Genomic DNA, 15,529 nt, shown 5'->3' with positions numbered 1-15,529 from the left:
CTGCAGCGGGCTCTGTGCGCCCTTGCGACGCAGGCGGGCGTATGTGACAGCCTGCCTGCCGTCGCCGGTGGCTCCTCCATGCAGAATCGGTCGACGCGCGCACGAGTGGCAGGCACGCGGAGAATGAGGCATGGATCAGTTGCCGGGAGCACCGTGCTCTCTGCCCTGCGGAACGGCGGTGGCCCCGGCTCCTTCACGAAGGTGGTTGCGATGCCGACGTGGCGACTGCGGGACTTCCACGACGACGACCTGGACCGCGCCATCCAGATCTGGGACCAGAACCAGCAAGCGGACGAGGCCCCTGCCGTCTTCCCCGTTTCGGAAGTCGTGACCGCAGCCAGGGCCGGAGGACCCGCCGTGGTGGCGGTGGTCGGCGACGAGCTGGTGGGTGTCGCCGTGGCGCAGGCCTGTGGCGAGCGGGGTTGGATCATGGTGGTGGCTCTGGCCGGGACGTGGCGCAACCGCGGAATCGGGAGTTCCTTGATCGCCGAGCTTGAACGGCGCCTGCGGTCGCTGGGAGCCCGCCGGATCGGCGCGCTTCTCGCGCCGGGGGCGACGGGAACCGCAGCGTTGGAGAATTCCGGATACCGCCCCCGGGCCGGGCTCGTCTTCTACGAGAAGGTCGAACACCTCGGTGCAAGCGACGCCGGCCTCCTGGCGGAACTCGGGGGAAGGATGCTTCCGGAGGGTCTGTGGGACAGCCTCGCCGGAATGGAGCGGGAGAAAGAGGCCATCGAGCGGCGGATCGTGCTACCACTGGCACAGTCCGTGCTGGCCGAGCAGTACGGAGTGAGGCCGCCGAAGGCGGTCATCCTCTTCGGACCGCCGGGCACGGGCAAGACCAGCTTCGCCCGAGCGGTCGCCTCGCGGCTGCGGTGGCCCTTCGTGGAACTCTTCCCCTCCCGGCTTGCCTCGTCCCACGAGGGAGGGCTGGCGACCTCGCTGCGGGAGGTGTTCACGGAACTGGCCGAACTGGAGACGGTGTTGCTCTTCATCGACGAGGTCGAGGAGATCGCCTCTGTCCGGTCCGGTACGGCTGTCGACCCCAGTCACGGAGTCACCAACGAACTGCTCAAGCTGATCCCCGGCTTCCGCGACCACGACGACCGCCTCCTGATCTGCGCCACGAACTCCGTCCGCTCCCTCGACCCGGCGTTCCTTCGGCCCGGCCGCTTCGACTACGTCATCCCCGTCGGTCCGCCGGATCCGGAGGCCCGTTCGGCCATCTGGCGGCGCTACCTCGGACCCGCCGCCGCCCAGGTCGACCTGCACCGTTTGGTGGAGGCAAGCGCAATGTTCACGCCGGCCGACATAGAGTTCGCCGCTCGCAAGGGCGCCGCCACCGCCTTCGAACGCGAAGTCGCCCAGCGCAAAGGCATCCCGATCGGCACGCAGGACTACCTGCAGGCCATAGCCCAGACCAGACCCACACTCACCGACCAGGCACTGAAAGACTTCGCCGAGGACACCGAGGAGTACGTGCGCATGTGACGTCGAGGCACACGCCGCGGACCCGACCAGGATGCCTTCCGCGACGACGCCGCCGTCGACCGGATCCGCGACAAGGTCGAGGTCCTCAAGGAAGCCTCCGACGGCGGATTCCGGAGCGGGTGTCGCCGTCTCCCGCGGCCCCGCTTCCACACACCTTGAGCGATCGACGAGTACATCGCGCAGTCAGACGGGGATTCGGTCTGGTTTCCCGGACCTGGCACGGGCCACGAGCCGGGGTCGCGGACGGACCAGAGTCTGTCGCTCTCGGACGACTGCATGCCCTGGCCCTTGCCTAGCATCACAACCTCCATGTGAACCCATGCCGCGGTCCGGCCCTGCCTCTTGCCGACCCGTTGTGGCATACGGACAGGAAACGCTTGATGAGGATTGCGATGGCCAGGACCTGGGCGAGGTCAGTCGCCGTCACCGCCCTGGCCGCCTTGGCGGCCCTGCTGCTGACCTTACTCGGGCCGGTCGGTGCAGCCCGTGCGGATACGGGGCCGTTCCAGGCCCGGCGCGTGTACGTGAATCTGTGGGCACCGCCGGGCATCGGGCTGCGTGACAGCTACTCGTACTTCCTGCAGAGTGTCCGGGACGCCGCCGGCCATGCGGGTCCGGCCGAGGTGATGCAGACACAGCACGAGGGCGTCGGCCTGATCTGGGTAACCCTGACCGCGCGCAACGACCACAACCAGGAGCGGCGCATACACCTGTGGATGAACCCGACCAACATGTACATCCTCGGCTTCACCACGCACGACGGCCGGACGTACGAGTTCAACGACACCGGCCGGGTCGGCAGCAACGACACCACCCTGCGCTGGCGTATGCGCAATACCCACGGCCAGGAGATCCAGGCTGCCGGGATATCGCGCGATCCCATTCAGCTGAACTTCGGCGGCGGCTACGGCGCGCTGGAGAACGCCGCACAGCGAGGCCGGGATCGGATGCTGGTGGGCTACATCGACGTCCAGGGGTCCATCCTGCAGTTAGCCACGGTTGCCAACCCGTCGGGAGCGGGTCGCCTGGACAGTGCCCGATCTCTCATGCTGATGATCCATCTGGTGTCGGAGGCGGCCCGGTTCCACGACATCGAGGGGTCGTTCCGGACGGCAATGGCCACGTACGAGCAGCGCCCCTTGCCGGGCTGGCAGATAGCCCTGGAGAACGCCTGGGGTGCGCTCTCCAGCTACTGGCGGCGCCTGCTGGACCCCCGGGTGGATGACAATCCGCCTTACCTGCCGGGGGTGGGCAACTACTACGGACTCGACAACGTGCGCCGGTACCTGTCGATCGCCAACAGCGGCGGCTGACCGTCGTCGGCCCCTGCCCGGAAGGGGCCGACGGAACGGATCACCCGGGCAGGGAGGTTCGCAGGCTTCTGCGGGAGGCGACCCCGAGCTTCCTGAAGACCTTGGCGAGGTGGTACTCAACGGTGCTGGCGCTGAGGAAGAGATGGGTGGCGATCTCCTGGTTGGTGGCCCCGTCGGCGGCCATCCGCGCGATCCGCGTCTCCTGGGGCGTCAGATCTGCGGGGGCGGGAGCGTTCCGCCGCCGGGAGTGTTCACCCGTGGCCCGCAGCTCCAGGCGGGCCCGTTCCGCGAACGCGGTCGCCCCCATCCGGGTGAAGGCTTCGTGGGCGGCGCGCAGGTGGACCCGGGCCTCACCACGGCGTCGGCGCCTTCTGAGCCACTCCCCGTGCAGGAGATGGGTGTGGGCCTTCTCCGTACCGAGCGGAGTCGGGTCGAGGTGAGCCGCGGCGTCGAGAAAGAGGGCATCGGCTTCGGCGCCGACCGCCATGACGGCGCGACTGCGTGCGAGCAGCCCGAGGGCCCAGGGTGTGCGGCAGGCCTCTGCCCGCTCCGTGAGCCGGTCCAGGGCTCGTTGAGCGGTGCCGGTGTCGTGGTTGCGGACGGCTGCTTCGACGAGTCCGGGCAGGACGAGGCCGCCGCCGTGAGGGGGCGGTTCGTCAAGGACCGGGCCGGCTGCCGCCTGCGCCTCGGCGTAGCGACCTTGGCCCAGTCTGAGCACCACGTCGGCAGCCCGCACCAGTTGCACCGGGACGCCGCCGGGCCGTTCGGGGTACAGCTCCTGCTGGGCCCGTACGGCGGCCAGGGTGGCTGCCTCGTCGCCGCGCCAGCCGTGCAGCATGGCGTCGGTGGGGTGCGACAGACGGGAGTCCGCGCCGGTCGCGTCGGCGACGTCCTTGAATTCGGCGAAGTGCAGCTGGGCGGTCGCCAGGTCACCGCGGAAGACCTCTGCGGTGGCGTTGGCGTGCGAGGCGATCTGCAGCATCCGCAGGGCGCCGTGCGAGCGGGCGGCGTCGGCGTAGCGCCGTCCACACTCGGACAGTGCGTCTATGTCCCACGTCTCGATCGCGGCGAGCATGCCGAGCAGGCTCCAGCGGACGGCCCCGCCGTGTTCGGCGCCCGGTGCCCTCATGGCGGTGAGCGCCGCCTTCAGTACGGGTACCGCCTCGGTGTGGCCGACGGCCGCGAGCCGGGCGTGGCCTTCCAGGAGGAGGTCGGCCGGATCGGCGGAGTGCTCTGGGAGTCCGGTGCGCCGGTCTCGCGTCTCCAGCGCGGTCCGGGCTACGCGGGCCATGCTCGTGCCCGGACCGATGCGGGGGACGACCATGGCCGCGTCGACGGCCTCGAGCAGGCTGTCGCGACAGCCCTGCGGGTCGTAGGAGGACAGTGCCAGTGCGGCGTTGTGCAGCAGTCCTACGGCGCCCTCCTTGCCCACCATCAGGTGTACCAGGCCGCGCAGGCGATCGGCGTGCGCGGCCAACGGCTCGGGGGCAGGCGCCAGTTGCGTGAGGAGTTCCTCGGCCCGGTGCGGGGCGCCGCCCGTGAGGGCCGCGGCGCAGGCCTCCAGCAGGCGGGCGGAGCCCGTGGCCGTGTCCTCGGTGAGCTCGGCCGCGCGGTGGAGGAACGCCGCCCTGGCGAGGTAGCCGCCGTTGTCCTTGGCACGTTCGGCGCAGGCGTGCAGTTCGTCGGCCACCCGAGCGTCGGGGCCGTCGGCGGCCGAGGCCAGATGCCAGGCGTGTCTGCCGGGGTCGGCGAGCGGGTCGGTCACGGTGGCAAGGGCGGCATGGGCAGCGCGGCGCTCGGCGCGGCCCGCTCCTGCGTACACGGCGGACCGGATGAGGGGGTGCCGGAACAGGAGGCCTGTGCCGTTAGTACCGGGGACCAGTACGTCAGCCCGCTCAGCCTCCTCGAAGGCGGCGTCGATCTCGTCGGGCGTCGAAGATACCTGACGGTGCAGCGCACGGCGTACCAGGTCGAGGTCACCGGTGGCGTCCGCGGCGGCGGTCAGCACGGCCCTGCGGGCCAGTGCCGGGAGCAGCCGGAACCGCTCCAGGAACCTGGTCTCCAAGCTGCGGCTGACCGGCAGCGGTCTGCCGGCGGCGCTCGGCCGGAGGGAACCGGCGCCGCGGGCGAGCTCGCGGATCGCGAGCGGGTTGCCCGCGGCTTCGGCGATGATCCGGTCCCGCAGGAGGAGGTCTGTCGTGGGGTCGACGTGTTCGGCGAGCAGAGCGCGGGCATCGGGGTCCGCCAGCCCCGGTATCGGAAGCTCTGGCAGACCTTGCAGAACGGCAGCGGCGTCCGGCTCGTCGCGCAGCGCGAACAGCAGGGCGATGCCGTCGGCGTGCAGGCGGCGCCCGACGAAGGCCAGGACGTCGAGGGATTCGCGGTCCAGCCATTGGGCGTCGTCACATGCCACCAGCAGCGGTTGCCGGCGGGCGGCGCCGGCGATGAGGGTCAGGACGGCCAGTCCCACGAGGAAGCGGTCGGGGGCGGTTCCTGCCGTCATGCCGAAAGCCGTCTCCAGTGCGGCGAGTTGGGGGCCGGGAAGGTCTGCGCGTCGGTCCAGGAACGGAAGGAGCAGTCGGTGCGCGGCGGCGAAGCCGAGCTCCTGCTCCGCTTCCACACCGGCCAGGCGGGTCACGCGCAGCGGCGAGGCGGAGCGGACCGCGTGGTCCAACAGCGTGGTCTTGCCGATCCCGGCATCGCCCCGCAGCACGAGGACACCGCTCATGCCGGTCCGGACGTCGTCGAGGAGTCGCTCCAACTCGGCGCATTCCGACCGCCGCCCCTTAATGATCATGAGGTCGAAAATACCTCGCCGATCCTCGGGATCGGGGCCGGCCCGTCAGTCCCTTCCCCAGCGCCGCGGGAAGACATCGCCCGGAGACTGGGGGTTTTCCAGGATACGAGGACAGCCCGCCACCCGGCACGCTGCGGTCATGCCCTGGAAGACACAAGAACGATCACAGATCCCCGGCAGGGACTCCTCCCGAGCGGATCGGAACCGGCGCCTCGCGGTGCAGGGCGCCCGGGCCGGCACGGCACTCGGGACCGTCGGATTCGCGGGACGGGACCGCGTCGACCTTTGGTCCGAGGAGTTGCGCCGTGCCGTTGGCCCGGCGGCGGTGTCGCCCCGGGACCGCGCCTCCTTTTCAGCGCAGTTGGCCGTCAGCGAGCAAGGGCATCTGCGCATGGTGACGCTCGACGCAGATGCGCACCTCATCCGATGGGCAGCCGCTCCGGCCGGCGTGCGGCGGTACCCCGGCGGTGGGGCCCTCGCCATCGCGGTGCAGGTCTCGGGCACCAGCATCCTGGTCCAGAGGGGCCGTAGGACGTGCCTGGCGCCGGCGGACGTCGCCTTCCTGCTCCTCGACCACGCCTTCAGCCTCGAGTTTCCGGAGCGGGGACGGCTTCACCTGTTGCTCGCGCCGCGCCGGTTCCTTCCGCTGTCGGACGAGCGCGTCCTGTCCGGGTCGGCCGATGAGGCGGGCCGGACTGTCGCCCCCCTGCTGACCGGCCTGGCCGAGACCATGACGAGGCTGCGGCCCGGCACCGGTACCTGGATCGCGGGATCCCTCGTGGAAGCTCTGGTCGCCCTGGCGGCCCCGCAGGCATTCCCCCGGTCCACCGCGGCGGGCGAGCTGGTGGCCGGCGTGCGTGCCCACATCGATGACCGGCTCGCGGATCCGGAGCTCTCTCCGGCATCGATCGCGGCCGCTCATCACATCTCGGTCCGCTACCTGCACCGGCTCTTCGCTCAGGAAGGCACGACCGTGGGCACGTGGATCCGGCACCGCCGCCTGGAGGAGTCCCGCCGCGAACTGACCCGTCCCGGCCCGGCGTCGCCGACGATCGCTGCCGTCGCCAACCGGTGGGGGTTCGTCAGCGCGAGCCACTTCAGCCGCGCCTTCCGCCAAACCTACGGCATGGCGCCGCACGAATGGCGGAAACTGCACGCGCGCCCGCACTGAGCAGCCGGTCTCTGCCTCAGCGGTGGCAGACAGGCCTGTCAACCTGGCGGGGCCGTCACGCGCTGGGGTCGACGAACCGCCGGACGAAGGCGAGTGCGGTGTCGGCGACCTCGCGCCAGCCGTGGTCGATGGTGAGGGCGTGACCGCGGCCGGGCATCTCGGTGATCTCGGTGACGGCGTGCTCGTTCTGCGCCTGCTTCTTGTACGAGGCGTTGGCAATGGCCCAGGGGACGGTGTTGTCCTTCTCTCCCGACATGATCAGCAGGGGCCCGCGGTCGGCGGCACCGGTGTCCACCTTGACCTCCGTCCACGGGTTGACGTTGGCCGCGGCCGCCTGGAACAGGGGCTCGCCGGAGGCGGGGACCGCGAAGGTGTCGTACAGCTCGCGGGCCTCCTCCTCGGGTACGGCGTTCGCGAAGGAGTAGCGGAACTGGTCGAAGGTCAGCGGTACGGCACGGTGGTAGTTCGCCGGGTTGCCGAGGACCGCGCTTGCGGCGCGCAGGGACGACAGCGGGAGCGGCAGGACGCCGCGGAACGGGGCCGGGTCGATGGCGACGGATGCCCGTGAGAGCCCCCGTCCGGCGGTGATCTGGGTGATCAGTCCGCCGAAGGAGTGGCCGACGACGACGGGCTTGCGCTCCAGCTTGCCGATCAGGTCGCAGAAGTGGTCGGCGACCTGCCCGACGCTCTTGCCGGCGAACACCTCCGGGTGGGCGTTGGCTTCCTCGACCGTCTCCGGGTCGTCCGGCCAGCCCGCCAGGACCGGAGCGAAGCCGGCGTCCTCGAACACAGCTGCCCACCTGTCCCAGCTGGTGGGAAGCAGCCACAGGCCGTGGATGAACAGGGCGGGAATGCGGCCGGCGGTGTTCGCCCGTTCGATCTGGGCGAGGTCCCGCGCGTAGGAAGGGCCGGACGGGGGGTTGCTCATGCTGTCTCCTCGGTGGGGTGGGATCGAGAGGACCCGCGGGGTCAGACGGTCCGGGCGGCGGCCCGGATGACCGACACGACGGCATCGGGCCTGCTGTACATGGGCAGGTGGGAGGAAGCGACCTCGGTGGTGCGGGATCCCGCCCGCCGGGCCTGGAAGCGCTGGAGTTCCGGGACGATCCCCCGGTCCTTGCCGGAGATCAGTGCCCAGGACGGCAGCGTGCGCCAGGCCGCGGCGGTGCATCGGTCGGTGAACGCCGCTGCGGTGAGCGGGCGTTGGGCCGCCGACAGGATCCGGGTATCGGAAGTGGGGACGTCCTGGGCGAAGACCTCACGGAACCGGTCGGACCGGATGTACAGGTCGGCGGCCGGGCTGTCGTCGGGGCCGGGGACCGCGACCGGGGTGAGGGCCGCTTCCAACTGGGAGCCGGGGAAGCGCCCTGCGAGCTCGCCCAAGGCCTCCCCTGCTTCGGGCATGAACGCCGCGATGTACACCAGGGCCCTGACGTTGCCGACCGCGGCAGCGGCCTCGGTGATGACCGCCCCACCGTACGAGTGGCCGACCAGGACTACCGGGCCGGGTACGGCGGCGAGACGGGCGGCGACCTGGGCGGCGTCGTGGGCCAGACCGCGCAGCGGGTTGGGCGCTGCGATCACTTGGTGCCCGCAGCGCAGGAGGCGCTCGGTCACCGGGTTCCAACTGGCAGCGTCGGCGAACGCACCGTGCACGAGGACGATGGTCGCCCTGGTGCCGTCCGGGACGGATGCGGTCGCGGTACCGGCGGCCGCGGCGGGGGCCGCCGAGGAGGCAAGCAGTCCGGCTCCCGTGGCGGCGGCTCCGGCCAGAGCGGCGCGCCGGGAGAGGAAGGGGCGTGTGGTCATCAGGGGCGGTTCCTTTCGGCTGGGGGGGAAGGCGGCGGGTGTGGGCAGAGGGCGGTGCAGCAGGGCGCGGGTCGCCATTCCGGCGAACACTCCGCCGGTCACGGCGGCCAGAGCAAGCCAGGAGGGCCAGGGCAGAAGCCCCAGGGCCCGGTCGAGGGAGTGGCGTCCGGGACCGGTGAGCGCCAGGACGGCGGCGATGACGACGAGCACCAAGGGATACTCGTAGCCGTCCTTCTGCACCCACAGGCCGTTGGGCCACTTCACGGTGAGGGCGACGGTCATCACGCCGATCGCCCCGGCGGCGGCGAGCGGGGTGAGTGCGCCGACGGCGAGCAGGAGGCCGGATCCGATCTGACCGGCTCCCGCGGCGAGGGCGGTGAGCGCCCCGCCGCGGAAGCCGTCGTGCCGGAACTCCTCGGTACCGCCCGCCAGCCCACTGCCGCCCAGTCGGAAGCTGACCTTCTGCACGCCGTGTCCGGCGATCAGCAGGCCCGCCAGCAGGCGGAGGATCAGCAGACCGGTGTCCATGGTGTCGGTCCCGCCGCTCAGCCGGCCGCGTGCGGGTCGATCATGGTGTGGGCGTAGACCACGCCCAGCCCGTAGGCACCGCCGTGCTCCTTGACCACGTCGGTGGTCGCGGCGTACGTCTCGGTGCGGGCCCAGTCCCGCTGGAGCTCCAGCAGTACCTGGAGCCAGGTGACGGGGACGGCGCCGGCGGCCGTCATCCGCTGCATGGCGTGCTCGTGGGCGGCCGGGGTCACGCCGGCCGAGGCGTCTGCGACGACGTAGACCTCGTAGCCCTGGTTGAGCGCGGAGAGGGCGGGCAGGACCAGGCAGACCTCGGTCCACAGCCCGGACAGGATGATCTTGCCTCGACCGGTGGCCTTCACGGCCTCGACCAGCGCGGTGTCCTCCCAGGCGTTCATCGAGGTGCGGTCGACTATCTCGTGCTTGGGGAAGACCTCGCGCAGCTGCGGCAGGATCGGTCCGGAGAACGACTCGGCCGCCACGGTGGACAGCACGACGGGGACGTCGAAGACCTTGGCGGCCTTGGCCAGACCCACGGTCGCGTTGATGACGGACACGCGGTCGGTGCTGGCGGCGCCGAAGAACATCTGCGGCTGGTGGTCGACGAACAGCATCATCGCGTTGTCGGGGGTGATCAGGTCCGGGCTCGGGGCGGCATGGACGGCGTCGAGGTCGAGTGCGAAGTCGGTCATGGAGATTCCTTCCGGTGGTGATCGGCACGGGCGTGCCGATATGAGGGCGAAAAAGAGGGGCTTCGGGGATGTCTTCGGGTCAGAGCGCGAAGCAGGGGTCGAAGACCGGCGGGGGCTCCCCCGGGGCGAATCCGCGGGCGATGCGCCACTGGCGGTGCTGCTCGGATTCGGCGGCGGCCTCCGCCAGCAGGTCGGCCTGGCGGGCACCGGCCGCCGAGGGCGCAAGAGTTGCCTGGTAGCCGCCGTAGTGGGCGACCGGGCTCCAGGCGGGGCTGACGGTCGGCAGCGCCTCGTCCAGGCCTTCATAGGTGTCGGCGGCGTAGACGATCCGCCCGCCGGTCACCGTCAGGACGGACTCGATGTGCGGGATGTCCCCGGCCGGCACGGTGAGGTAGTCGTGCGAGAGGACGGCGAAGTCCGCGAACCGGCCCTCCCCGAGGACCCCTTTGTCCGCCTCCTCCCCGGTGAGCCGCGCCCCGCCCGCCGTGTACAGCTCCAGTGCCTGTTCACGGGAAACGAGTTGCTCGGCGGGGCGGAGGGGCAGGTTGCCGACGGTACGGCCGGTGACCAGCCAGTGCAGTACCACCCAGGGGTTGTAGGAGGAGACGCGGGTGGCGTCGGTACCTGCGGCGAGGGGAATCCCGGCGCGCAGCATGTCCACGATCGGCGGGGCTGTGCCGGCGGCCATCGCCCCGTACCGTTGGGCGAAGGCGCGCCCCTGGAAGGACATCCGGTTCTGGACCGAGATGCCGCCGCCGAGGGCGGCGATCCTCTCCAGGCTGTCCGGCGAGACGGTCTCGGCATGGTCAAAAAGCCAGCGCCGGCCCGCCGGGAACAGGCCCTCGGCTGCGAGTTTCTCGAATACGGCCAGGTCCCGGCGGATCGTCTCGTCGTAGGTGGCGTGCAGCCGGAAGCCCCAGCCGTGCTCCATCAGCAGCCGTACCGCCTGCTCGAACTCGCCCTCGTAGCCGTCCGTGAGCTCCGGCCGGGGTTCGGAGAAGTTCTCGAAGTCGGCGGCCGCCCAGGTCAGGTTCTCCCCGGCGCCGTTGAGGCGCAGCCAGGCGTCTCCGTCGCCGGGGCGGACGGTCTCGGTCCAGCGGCGCAGGTCGGCCAGCTCCTGGCCGGCTGTCTGCGGGAAGAGGTGGTAGCCGATGCGGACGCTGAGCTCGCCGACCCGGGCCAGTTCGGTGACGGTGGCGTAGTTCTCGGGGAAGTTCTGGAATCCACCCGCCGCGTCCACGGCGGAGGTCAGGCCGAAGCGGTTCAGCTCGCGCAGGAAGTGCCGGGTGGAGACCCGCTTGTCGCTCTCGTCGAGGGTCGGCGCCTTGGCCAGCGTGGAGTACAGGACGAGAGCGCTGGGAGAAGCGAGGAGCAGCCCGTTGGGGTGGCCTTCGCGGTCCCGGACGATCTGCCCGCCCCTCGGGTCCGGGGTGTTCCGGGTGAAGCCGGCGGCCCGTACGGCGGCGCGGTTGAGGATCGCGGACTGGTAGAGGTGCAGCACGAAGACGGGGGTGTCCGGTGCCGCGGCGGTCAGCTCGGCCGGCGTCGGCATCCGGCGCTCGGCGAACTGGTCCGCCGTCCAGCCGCCCACGACCCGGATCCACTGGCCTCTCGGCGTGCGCCCGGCCTGCTCGCGGAGCATGGACAGGGCCTGGCGCAGCGACGGCACGCCGTCCCAGCGCAGCTCCAGTACGTAGTTCAGGCCGCCGCGGATGACGTGCAGGTGCGAGTCGTTGAGCCCGGGCACGACCCGGCGTCCGAGCGCGTCCACGACCCGGGTCCCGGGCCCGACGGATCCGGCTATGTCGCCGTCGTCGCCCAGGGCGGTGATCCGGCCGCAGCGCACGGCGAGCGCCGTCGCGGACGGCCTGGCCGGGTCCTGGGTGTGTATCTTGCCGTTGCGCAGGACGAGGTCGGCGTATCCCCCGTCCGGTGAACCGTGGGCGGGCGTGATCCCGCCGACGGGCATGCTGATCATGGTGCTCGCTTTCGATGCGTCACGACGTCAGAGGTCGGAGGCCGGTGCGTACGGACCGGGCCGTTGAAGGCCGGCTGCGAGTGGCCGGACGGCCGGGGTCAGAGGGTGCGCCGTACGCCGGCCTGGCGTTCGAGGTTGCGGAGTTGGACGGACAGGTCGCCCTCGACGGCGTGGCGCGCCGGGCCGCTGCGGCCGATCGGCAGGACCTCCTCGCCGCGCATGTCCTCCAGCATCAGCGCGAACGCCGTGTACAGGGCGACGGCGGCGAGCAACAGACCGAGCAGCCCGGAAACGGTGCCGAGCCAGGCGACGCCGGTGAGATTGGCGAGTGCCGCCACGGCGAACCGTGGCACGGCCGTACACAGCACGAGCCACAGGGCCCGCTTGCGGCCGGCCACCGAAGCCATCAGCGCGGCGAACAGCGCGAACACGGCGTTGAGCACGCCCAGGACGCGCGTCCCGCTCGGCGGGTCCAGCACCAGGGTCAGCGAGGACGCCAGCCACAGGCCGGAGAAACAGGCCATCAGCGTGGCCGCCACCACGTCGCGGGCGCCGAACGCGAACCAGCTCACCAGCAGTTGTAGGACGAACGCGGGCAAGACCGCCAGGCCTACCGCCCGGCGGGCCCCCTCCTCGAAGACGTCCAGCTGGAAACACCCGACGATCACCGAGGCAATGGCCACGGCGTAGAAGCCGAGCGGCATCGGGGAGGCGATCGGCCGCAGGTTGATCCGCGTCATCCCACGCAGGTCGGGCTCGAAGCGCCGGCCGCCGCCGAGCGGATCGTCTGCGGCGGCCGCCTGCCCTGTCGGTTCAGGCATCGGCCAGGGCTCGTCGGAGCGTGCCGATGGCGAGGTCGATGGCCGACTGGGCGGCGTGGGTGCCGCGCAGGGCGTTGAGCATCACGAAGTCGTGGATGATGCCCTGGTAGCGGACGGCGGTGACAGGTACTCCGGCGGCGCGGAGCTTGTTGGCGTAGGCCTCGCCCTCGTCGCGCAGGACATCGGCCTCGGCGGTGATGACCAGGGCCGGGGGCAGACCGGCCAGCTGCTCGGTGCCGGCGCGCAGCGGGGAGGCGGTGACCTGGGCCCGCTCGGTCTCGTCGGTCGTGTACTGGTCCCAGAACCACTGCATGCCGTCGCGGCGCAGGAAGTAGCCCTCCGCGAACTGGTGGTACGAGCCGGTGTCGAAGGAGGCGTCGGTGACCGGGTAGAACAGCACCTGCTGGACCAGCGGCAGGCCGCCGCGCTCCTTGGCCATCAGGGTCAGTGCCGCGCTCATGTTCCCGCCGACCGAGTCACCGGCCACCGCGATCCGGGCGGCGTCCAGATCGTGAGCGGCGCCATCGGTGACGATCCAGCGACCCACGGTCCAGTTCTGCTCGATCGCCACCGGGTAGCGGTGCTCGGGGGACAGGTCGTATTCGGGGAACACCACGGCCGCCCTTGTCCCGACCGCGAGTTCACGTACCAGGCGGTCGTGGGTGCGGGCGTTTCCGAACACCCAGCCCGCGCCGTGGATGTAGACGATGACCGGGAGCGGGCCCGCGGCCCCGGCCGGGCGCACGATGCGGGCCCGGACCCCACCGGTGGGGCCACCGGGCACGGTCACCCACTCCTCTTCCACAGCAGGCAGGTCGGCTGGGCCGGACTGCACCTCGTCGACGGCCTTGCGGCCCTCGGCCGGCGGGATCTCGAAGAGGAACGGCGGCTTGGCCGTGGCCTGGGCGAATTCGGCCGCGGCCGGCTCCAGGACCGGGGTGACGGGGGTGAACGGATTCTGGTCGGTCATGATCCGGCCTTTCACTCGCAACGGGCGTGCCTCGGCGGCAGGGGATCCGCCGGACACGGCTCCCGCACCGGAACTGCGGGAGCCGCTCCGAAAGTTAGGCGTTGTCGAGCGGCGCGGGTCGCCCCTGCGTGCACGGATCTGGCCCCTGCGTGCAGAGCCTGAACGGAGCCGTGCGCACCTCCCCCACAATCACCTCGACGGCACTCGACGGACCCTGACGGAGGTGGGATTTCGTGCTGCTCCTGGATCTGGACACCTATGCACCAGAGGAACGGGCGGACGCGTTCCACCACGCGATGAACGACGCCTCGGTACCGAACGACGTCGTCCACGAATCACCCGGAACGGGGATACGCGCCCGGTTCGAGACCTGGCGGGTAGGCTCCCTGGACCTCTTCGACGTCCGCAGCACGGGGTTCGAGGTCCGGCGGACCGCCCGGCACGTGCGACACCACCGCGACCGTCCCGTGGTCTCCGTATCGCTCCAGACCGCAGGCATCCACAGAGCGGAGAACGCGGGCGAACGGTACGTCCTGGGCGCGGACGACATCGGCGTCTTCCACGAGCTCACTCCACGCCGCTACGGCTGGTCCGGAGAGGGCTCCTCTTGGGCCGTCACCATCGACATGGAGCACCTCGGAGTACCGGTGGACACCGTAGCCAGGGCCTCCGTGCGCCTGCGGACCAGCCCGCTGCACGACCTGGTCCTGGCACACCTGCGCACCCTCCGGCGAGACCCCGGGCGGTTGGAGAAGGACCCGGGCGCAGCCGCACTCGGCAACGCCACCACCGACCTGGTCCGGGCCCTCCTGACATCGGCAGCCCACGATGAGGACGACCAGCGTGTCCGCTCCGTCATGGACGACTGCCTGGCCGGCAGGATCATGGCCTACACCCGTCGCCATCTGAGCGACCCGGAACTCTCGCCGGAGCGCATTGCGCACGAGCATGCGATCTCCAAACGCCAGCTGTACGCGGTCCTGTGCCGAGCCGGCATCAGGCTCGAACAGTGGGTCATATCCGAGCGACTCGAAGCGGCCTGCCGCCTGCTGACCTCTCCTCAGCACGCCGGCCTCCCCGTGTCGGCAGTGGCGGCGCGCTGCGGATTCACCAGCCCCAGCCACTTCACCCGTCGGTTCCGGGCCACGTACGGCGTCACACCGCGTGAATGGCGGCGCCACCGAACCGGGGAGGCCTCACGCGCCGTACCGGAGGACCGGCCTTGACCGTATCCGTGCCGTGCCGATGCGAGGCCGCCAGGAGCCTCCCAGCCCACCCCACGCCCTCCATCCCAGGACCGCCAGGACCCAAGATCCGGGCAATTTCCGGACCAGCCCTCGCCAACAAGCCACGCCAATTGACCTTTTACCAGGTCAGGAGAGGTGTAGTTGCTGTACCACCAGGAGACGAAGAACGTTTTGGTCAGCCACTCCCCCAAGAAGCTCGGATTCTTCTGGAGCCCGAAGTCGAGCTCCTTGAATGGAGATTGCTCTCCGGGAGCTCTCTTGCGATCAGACACCGACCGGTGTGAAACCACTGCACCGACCCAAGGGGTCAGCTCAGCCCTTCCTTCCGGACCAGTCACGGACCAGATTCCCGGCCGGCGCCCCTGCGGAACAGCGCAAGTCGATCCTCCAGCTACGGCCGGGCGGAGGGGTGTCGCCGTTCGCCTCGCAGGATGTTCTCAGGGGGTGGGCGGCGGCGGAATGGGCTTGCCAAGGGCGTCCGCGAGTGCGGCACTGATCAGGTTCGCCGGTACGTCGCACGGGCCGTTGCGGCGGCTCTTCGCCAAGGTGGGGATCTGAGGCGGGCATCCTCCCGACGCGACATCGCTGTTGACCAGCACCACCACAGTGGCGTCCAGCCCCGGGTGGTAGAAGAGCGTCGCGGTGAAGCCGGGAATCTCGCCGGTGTGCCCGATCCAGTCGCGCACGCCCATAAGACCAAGGCCGTAGCTGG

The 15,529-nt window shown here is 70.9% G+C and carries 11 protein-coding genes and 2 pseudogenes; 4 read left to right on the top strand and 9 right to left on the bottom strand.

Annotation, left to right across the window (positions count from 1 at the left end):
• Positions 1-210: 210 nt before the first annotated feature.
• The gene (locus ACXNSR_RS33865; RefSeq protein ID WP_030648711.1) at positions 211-1,491 is read left to right on the top strand and encodes an ATP-binding protein; all 1,281 of its coding nucleotides are present in this window, start codon (positions 211-213) and stop codon (positions 1,489-1,491) included.
• A 380-nt stretch (positions 1,492-1,871) separates the two neighbouring features.
• Positions 1,872-2,804 (top strand): ribosome-inactivating family protein, encoded by a 933-nt coding sequence (locus ACXNSR_RS33860; RefSeq protein WP_458639152.1) that lies wholly within the window; start codon positions 1,872-1,874, stop codon positions 2,802-2,804.
• Between the two features lie 40 nt (positions 2,805-2,844).
• On the opposite strand, the gene ACXNSR_RS33855 is transcribed toward ACXNSR_RS33860, so the two are convergent.
• Positions 2,845-5,601, bottom strand: coding sequence for a helix-turn-helix transcriptional regulator (locus ACXNSR_RS33855; protein ID WP_458639151.1), 2,757 nt, complete (start codon positions 5,599-5,601; stop codon positions 2,845-2,847).
• Between ACXNSR_RS33855 and ACXNSR_RS33850 the strand changes: the two genes are divergently transcribed.
• On the top strand, positions 5,531-6,772 hold the full coding sequence (locus tag ACXNSR_RS33850; protein ID WP_458639150.1) for a helix-turn-helix domain-containing protein: 1,242 nt from the start codon (positions 5,531-5,533) through the stop codon (positions 6,770-6,772). The genes ACXNSR_RS33855 and ACXNSR_RS33850 overlap by 71 nt on opposite strands.
• A 55-nt stretch (positions 6,773-6,827) precedes the next feature.
• Here the strand turns inward: ACXNSR_RS33850 and ACXNSR_RS33845 are convergent, their stop codons facing one another.
• The 7 genes and pseudogenes from ACXNSR_RS33845 to ACXNSR_RS33815 form a co-directional block, all read right to left on the bottom strand.
• Positions 6,828-7,700, bottom strand: a complete 873-nt coding sequence (locus tag ACXNSR_RS33845) for an alpha/beta hydrolase (protein ID WP_458639149.1) — start codon at positions 7,698-7,700, stop codon at positions 6,828-6,830.
• A 41-nt stretch (positions 7,701-7,741) separates the two neighbouring features.
• A pseudogene (locus ACXNSR_RS33840) lies at positions 7,742-8,425 on the bottom strand (alpha/beta fold hydrolase); the annotation flags it as partial.
• 192 nt (positions 8,426-8,617) lie between these two features.
• Positions 8,618-9,109, bottom strand: a pseudogene (locus ACXNSR_RS33835) (DoxX family protein); the annotation flags it as partial.
• A 17-nt stretch (positions 9,110-9,126) separates the two neighbouring features.
• Entirely contained in the window at positions 9,127-9,801 is a 675-nt protein-coding gene (locus tag ACXNSR_RS33830) for a hydrolase (RefSeq protein ID WP_458639148.1), read from the bottom strand.
• 79 nt (positions 9,802-9,880) lie between these two features.
• Entirely contained in the window at positions 9,881-11,779 is a 1,899-nt protein-coding gene (locus ACXNSR_RS33825) for an amidohydrolase (RefSeq protein ID WP_458639147.1), read from the bottom strand.
• 98 nt (positions 11,780-11,877) lie between these two features.
• The gene (locus ACXNSR_RS33820; RefSeq protein ID WP_458639146.1) at positions 11,878-12,600 is read right to left on the bottom strand and encodes a GPR1/FUN34/YaaH family transporter; all 723 of its coding nucleotides are present in this window, start codon (positions 12,598-12,600) and stop codon (positions 11,878-11,880) included.
• Positions 12,593-13,570, bottom strand: coding sequence for an alpha/beta hydrolase (locus tag ACXNSR_RS33815; protein ID WP_458639145.1), 978 nt, complete (start codon positions 13,568-13,570; stop codon positions 12,593-12,595). The genes ACXNSR_RS33820 and ACXNSR_RS33815 overlap by 8 nt, the downstream gene beginning before the upstream one ends.
• A gap of 233 nt (positions 13,571-13,803) precedes the next feature.
• Here ACXNSR_RS33815 and ACXNSR_RS33810 point away from each other — a divergent pair, with 233 nt between their 5' ends.
• Entirely contained in the window at positions 13,804-14,796 is a 993-nt protein-coding gene (locus tag ACXNSR_RS33810; RefSeq protein ID WP_458639144.1) for an AraC-like ligand-binding domain-containing protein, read from the top strand.
• A 458-nt stretch (positions 14,797-15,254) separates the two neighbouring features.
• On the opposite strand, the gene ACXNSR_RS33805 is transcribed toward ACXNSR_RS33810, so the two are convergent.
• Positions 15,255-15,503, bottom strand: a complete 249-nt coding sequence (locus ACXNSR_RS33805) for a hypothetical protein (RefSeq protein WP_386071515.1) — start codon at positions 15,501-15,503, stop codon at positions 15,255-15,257.
• Positions 15,504-15,529: the final 26 nt, after the last annotated feature.

This window comes from Streptomyces sp. NC-S4 (genome assembly GCF_054353315.1).
This window is presented reverse-complemented; position numbering and strand designations above follow the sequence as displayed.

Excerpts from the sequence above, each read along its gene's own strand:
- ACXNSR_RS33855 (WP_458639151.1), bottom strand. The coding sequence starts at position 5,601 with ATGATCATTAAGGGGCGGCGGTCGGAATGCGCCGAGTTGGAGCGACTC.
- ACXNSR_RS33830 (WP_458639148.1), bottom strand. The coding sequence starts at position 9,801 with ATGACCGACTTCGCACTCGACCTCGACGCCGTCCATGCCGCCCCGAGC.
- ACXNSR_RS33860 (WP_458639152.1), top strand. The coding sequence starts at position 1,872 with ATGAGGATTGCGATGGCCAGGACCTGGGCGAGGTCAGTCGCCGTCACC.
- ACXNSR_RS33850 (WP_458639150.1), top strand. The coding sequence starts at position 5,531 with ATGCCGGTCCGGACGTCGTCGAGGAGTCGCTCCAACTCGGCGCATTCC.
- ACXNSR_RS33865 (WP_030648711.1), top strand. The coding sequence starts at position 211 with ATGCCGACGTGGCGACTGCGGGACTTCCACGACGACGACCTGGACCGC.
- ACXNSR_RS33815 (WP_458639145.1), bottom strand. The coding sequence starts at position 13,570 with ATGACCGACCAGAATCCGTTCACCCCCGTCACCCCGGTCCTGGAGCCG.
- ACXNSR_RS33825 (WP_458639147.1), bottom strand. The coding sequence starts at position 11,779 with ATGATCAGCATGCCCGTCGGCGGGATCACGCCCGCCCACGGTTCACCG.
- ACXNSR_RS33845 (WP_458639149.1), bottom strand. The coding sequence starts at position 7,700 with ATGAGCAACCCCCCGTCCGGCCCTTCCTACGCGCGGGACCTCGCCCAG.
- ACXNSR_RS33820 (WP_458639146.1), bottom strand. The coding sequence starts at position 12,600 with ATGCCTGAACCGACAGGGCAGGCGGCCGCCGCAGACGATCCGCTCGGC.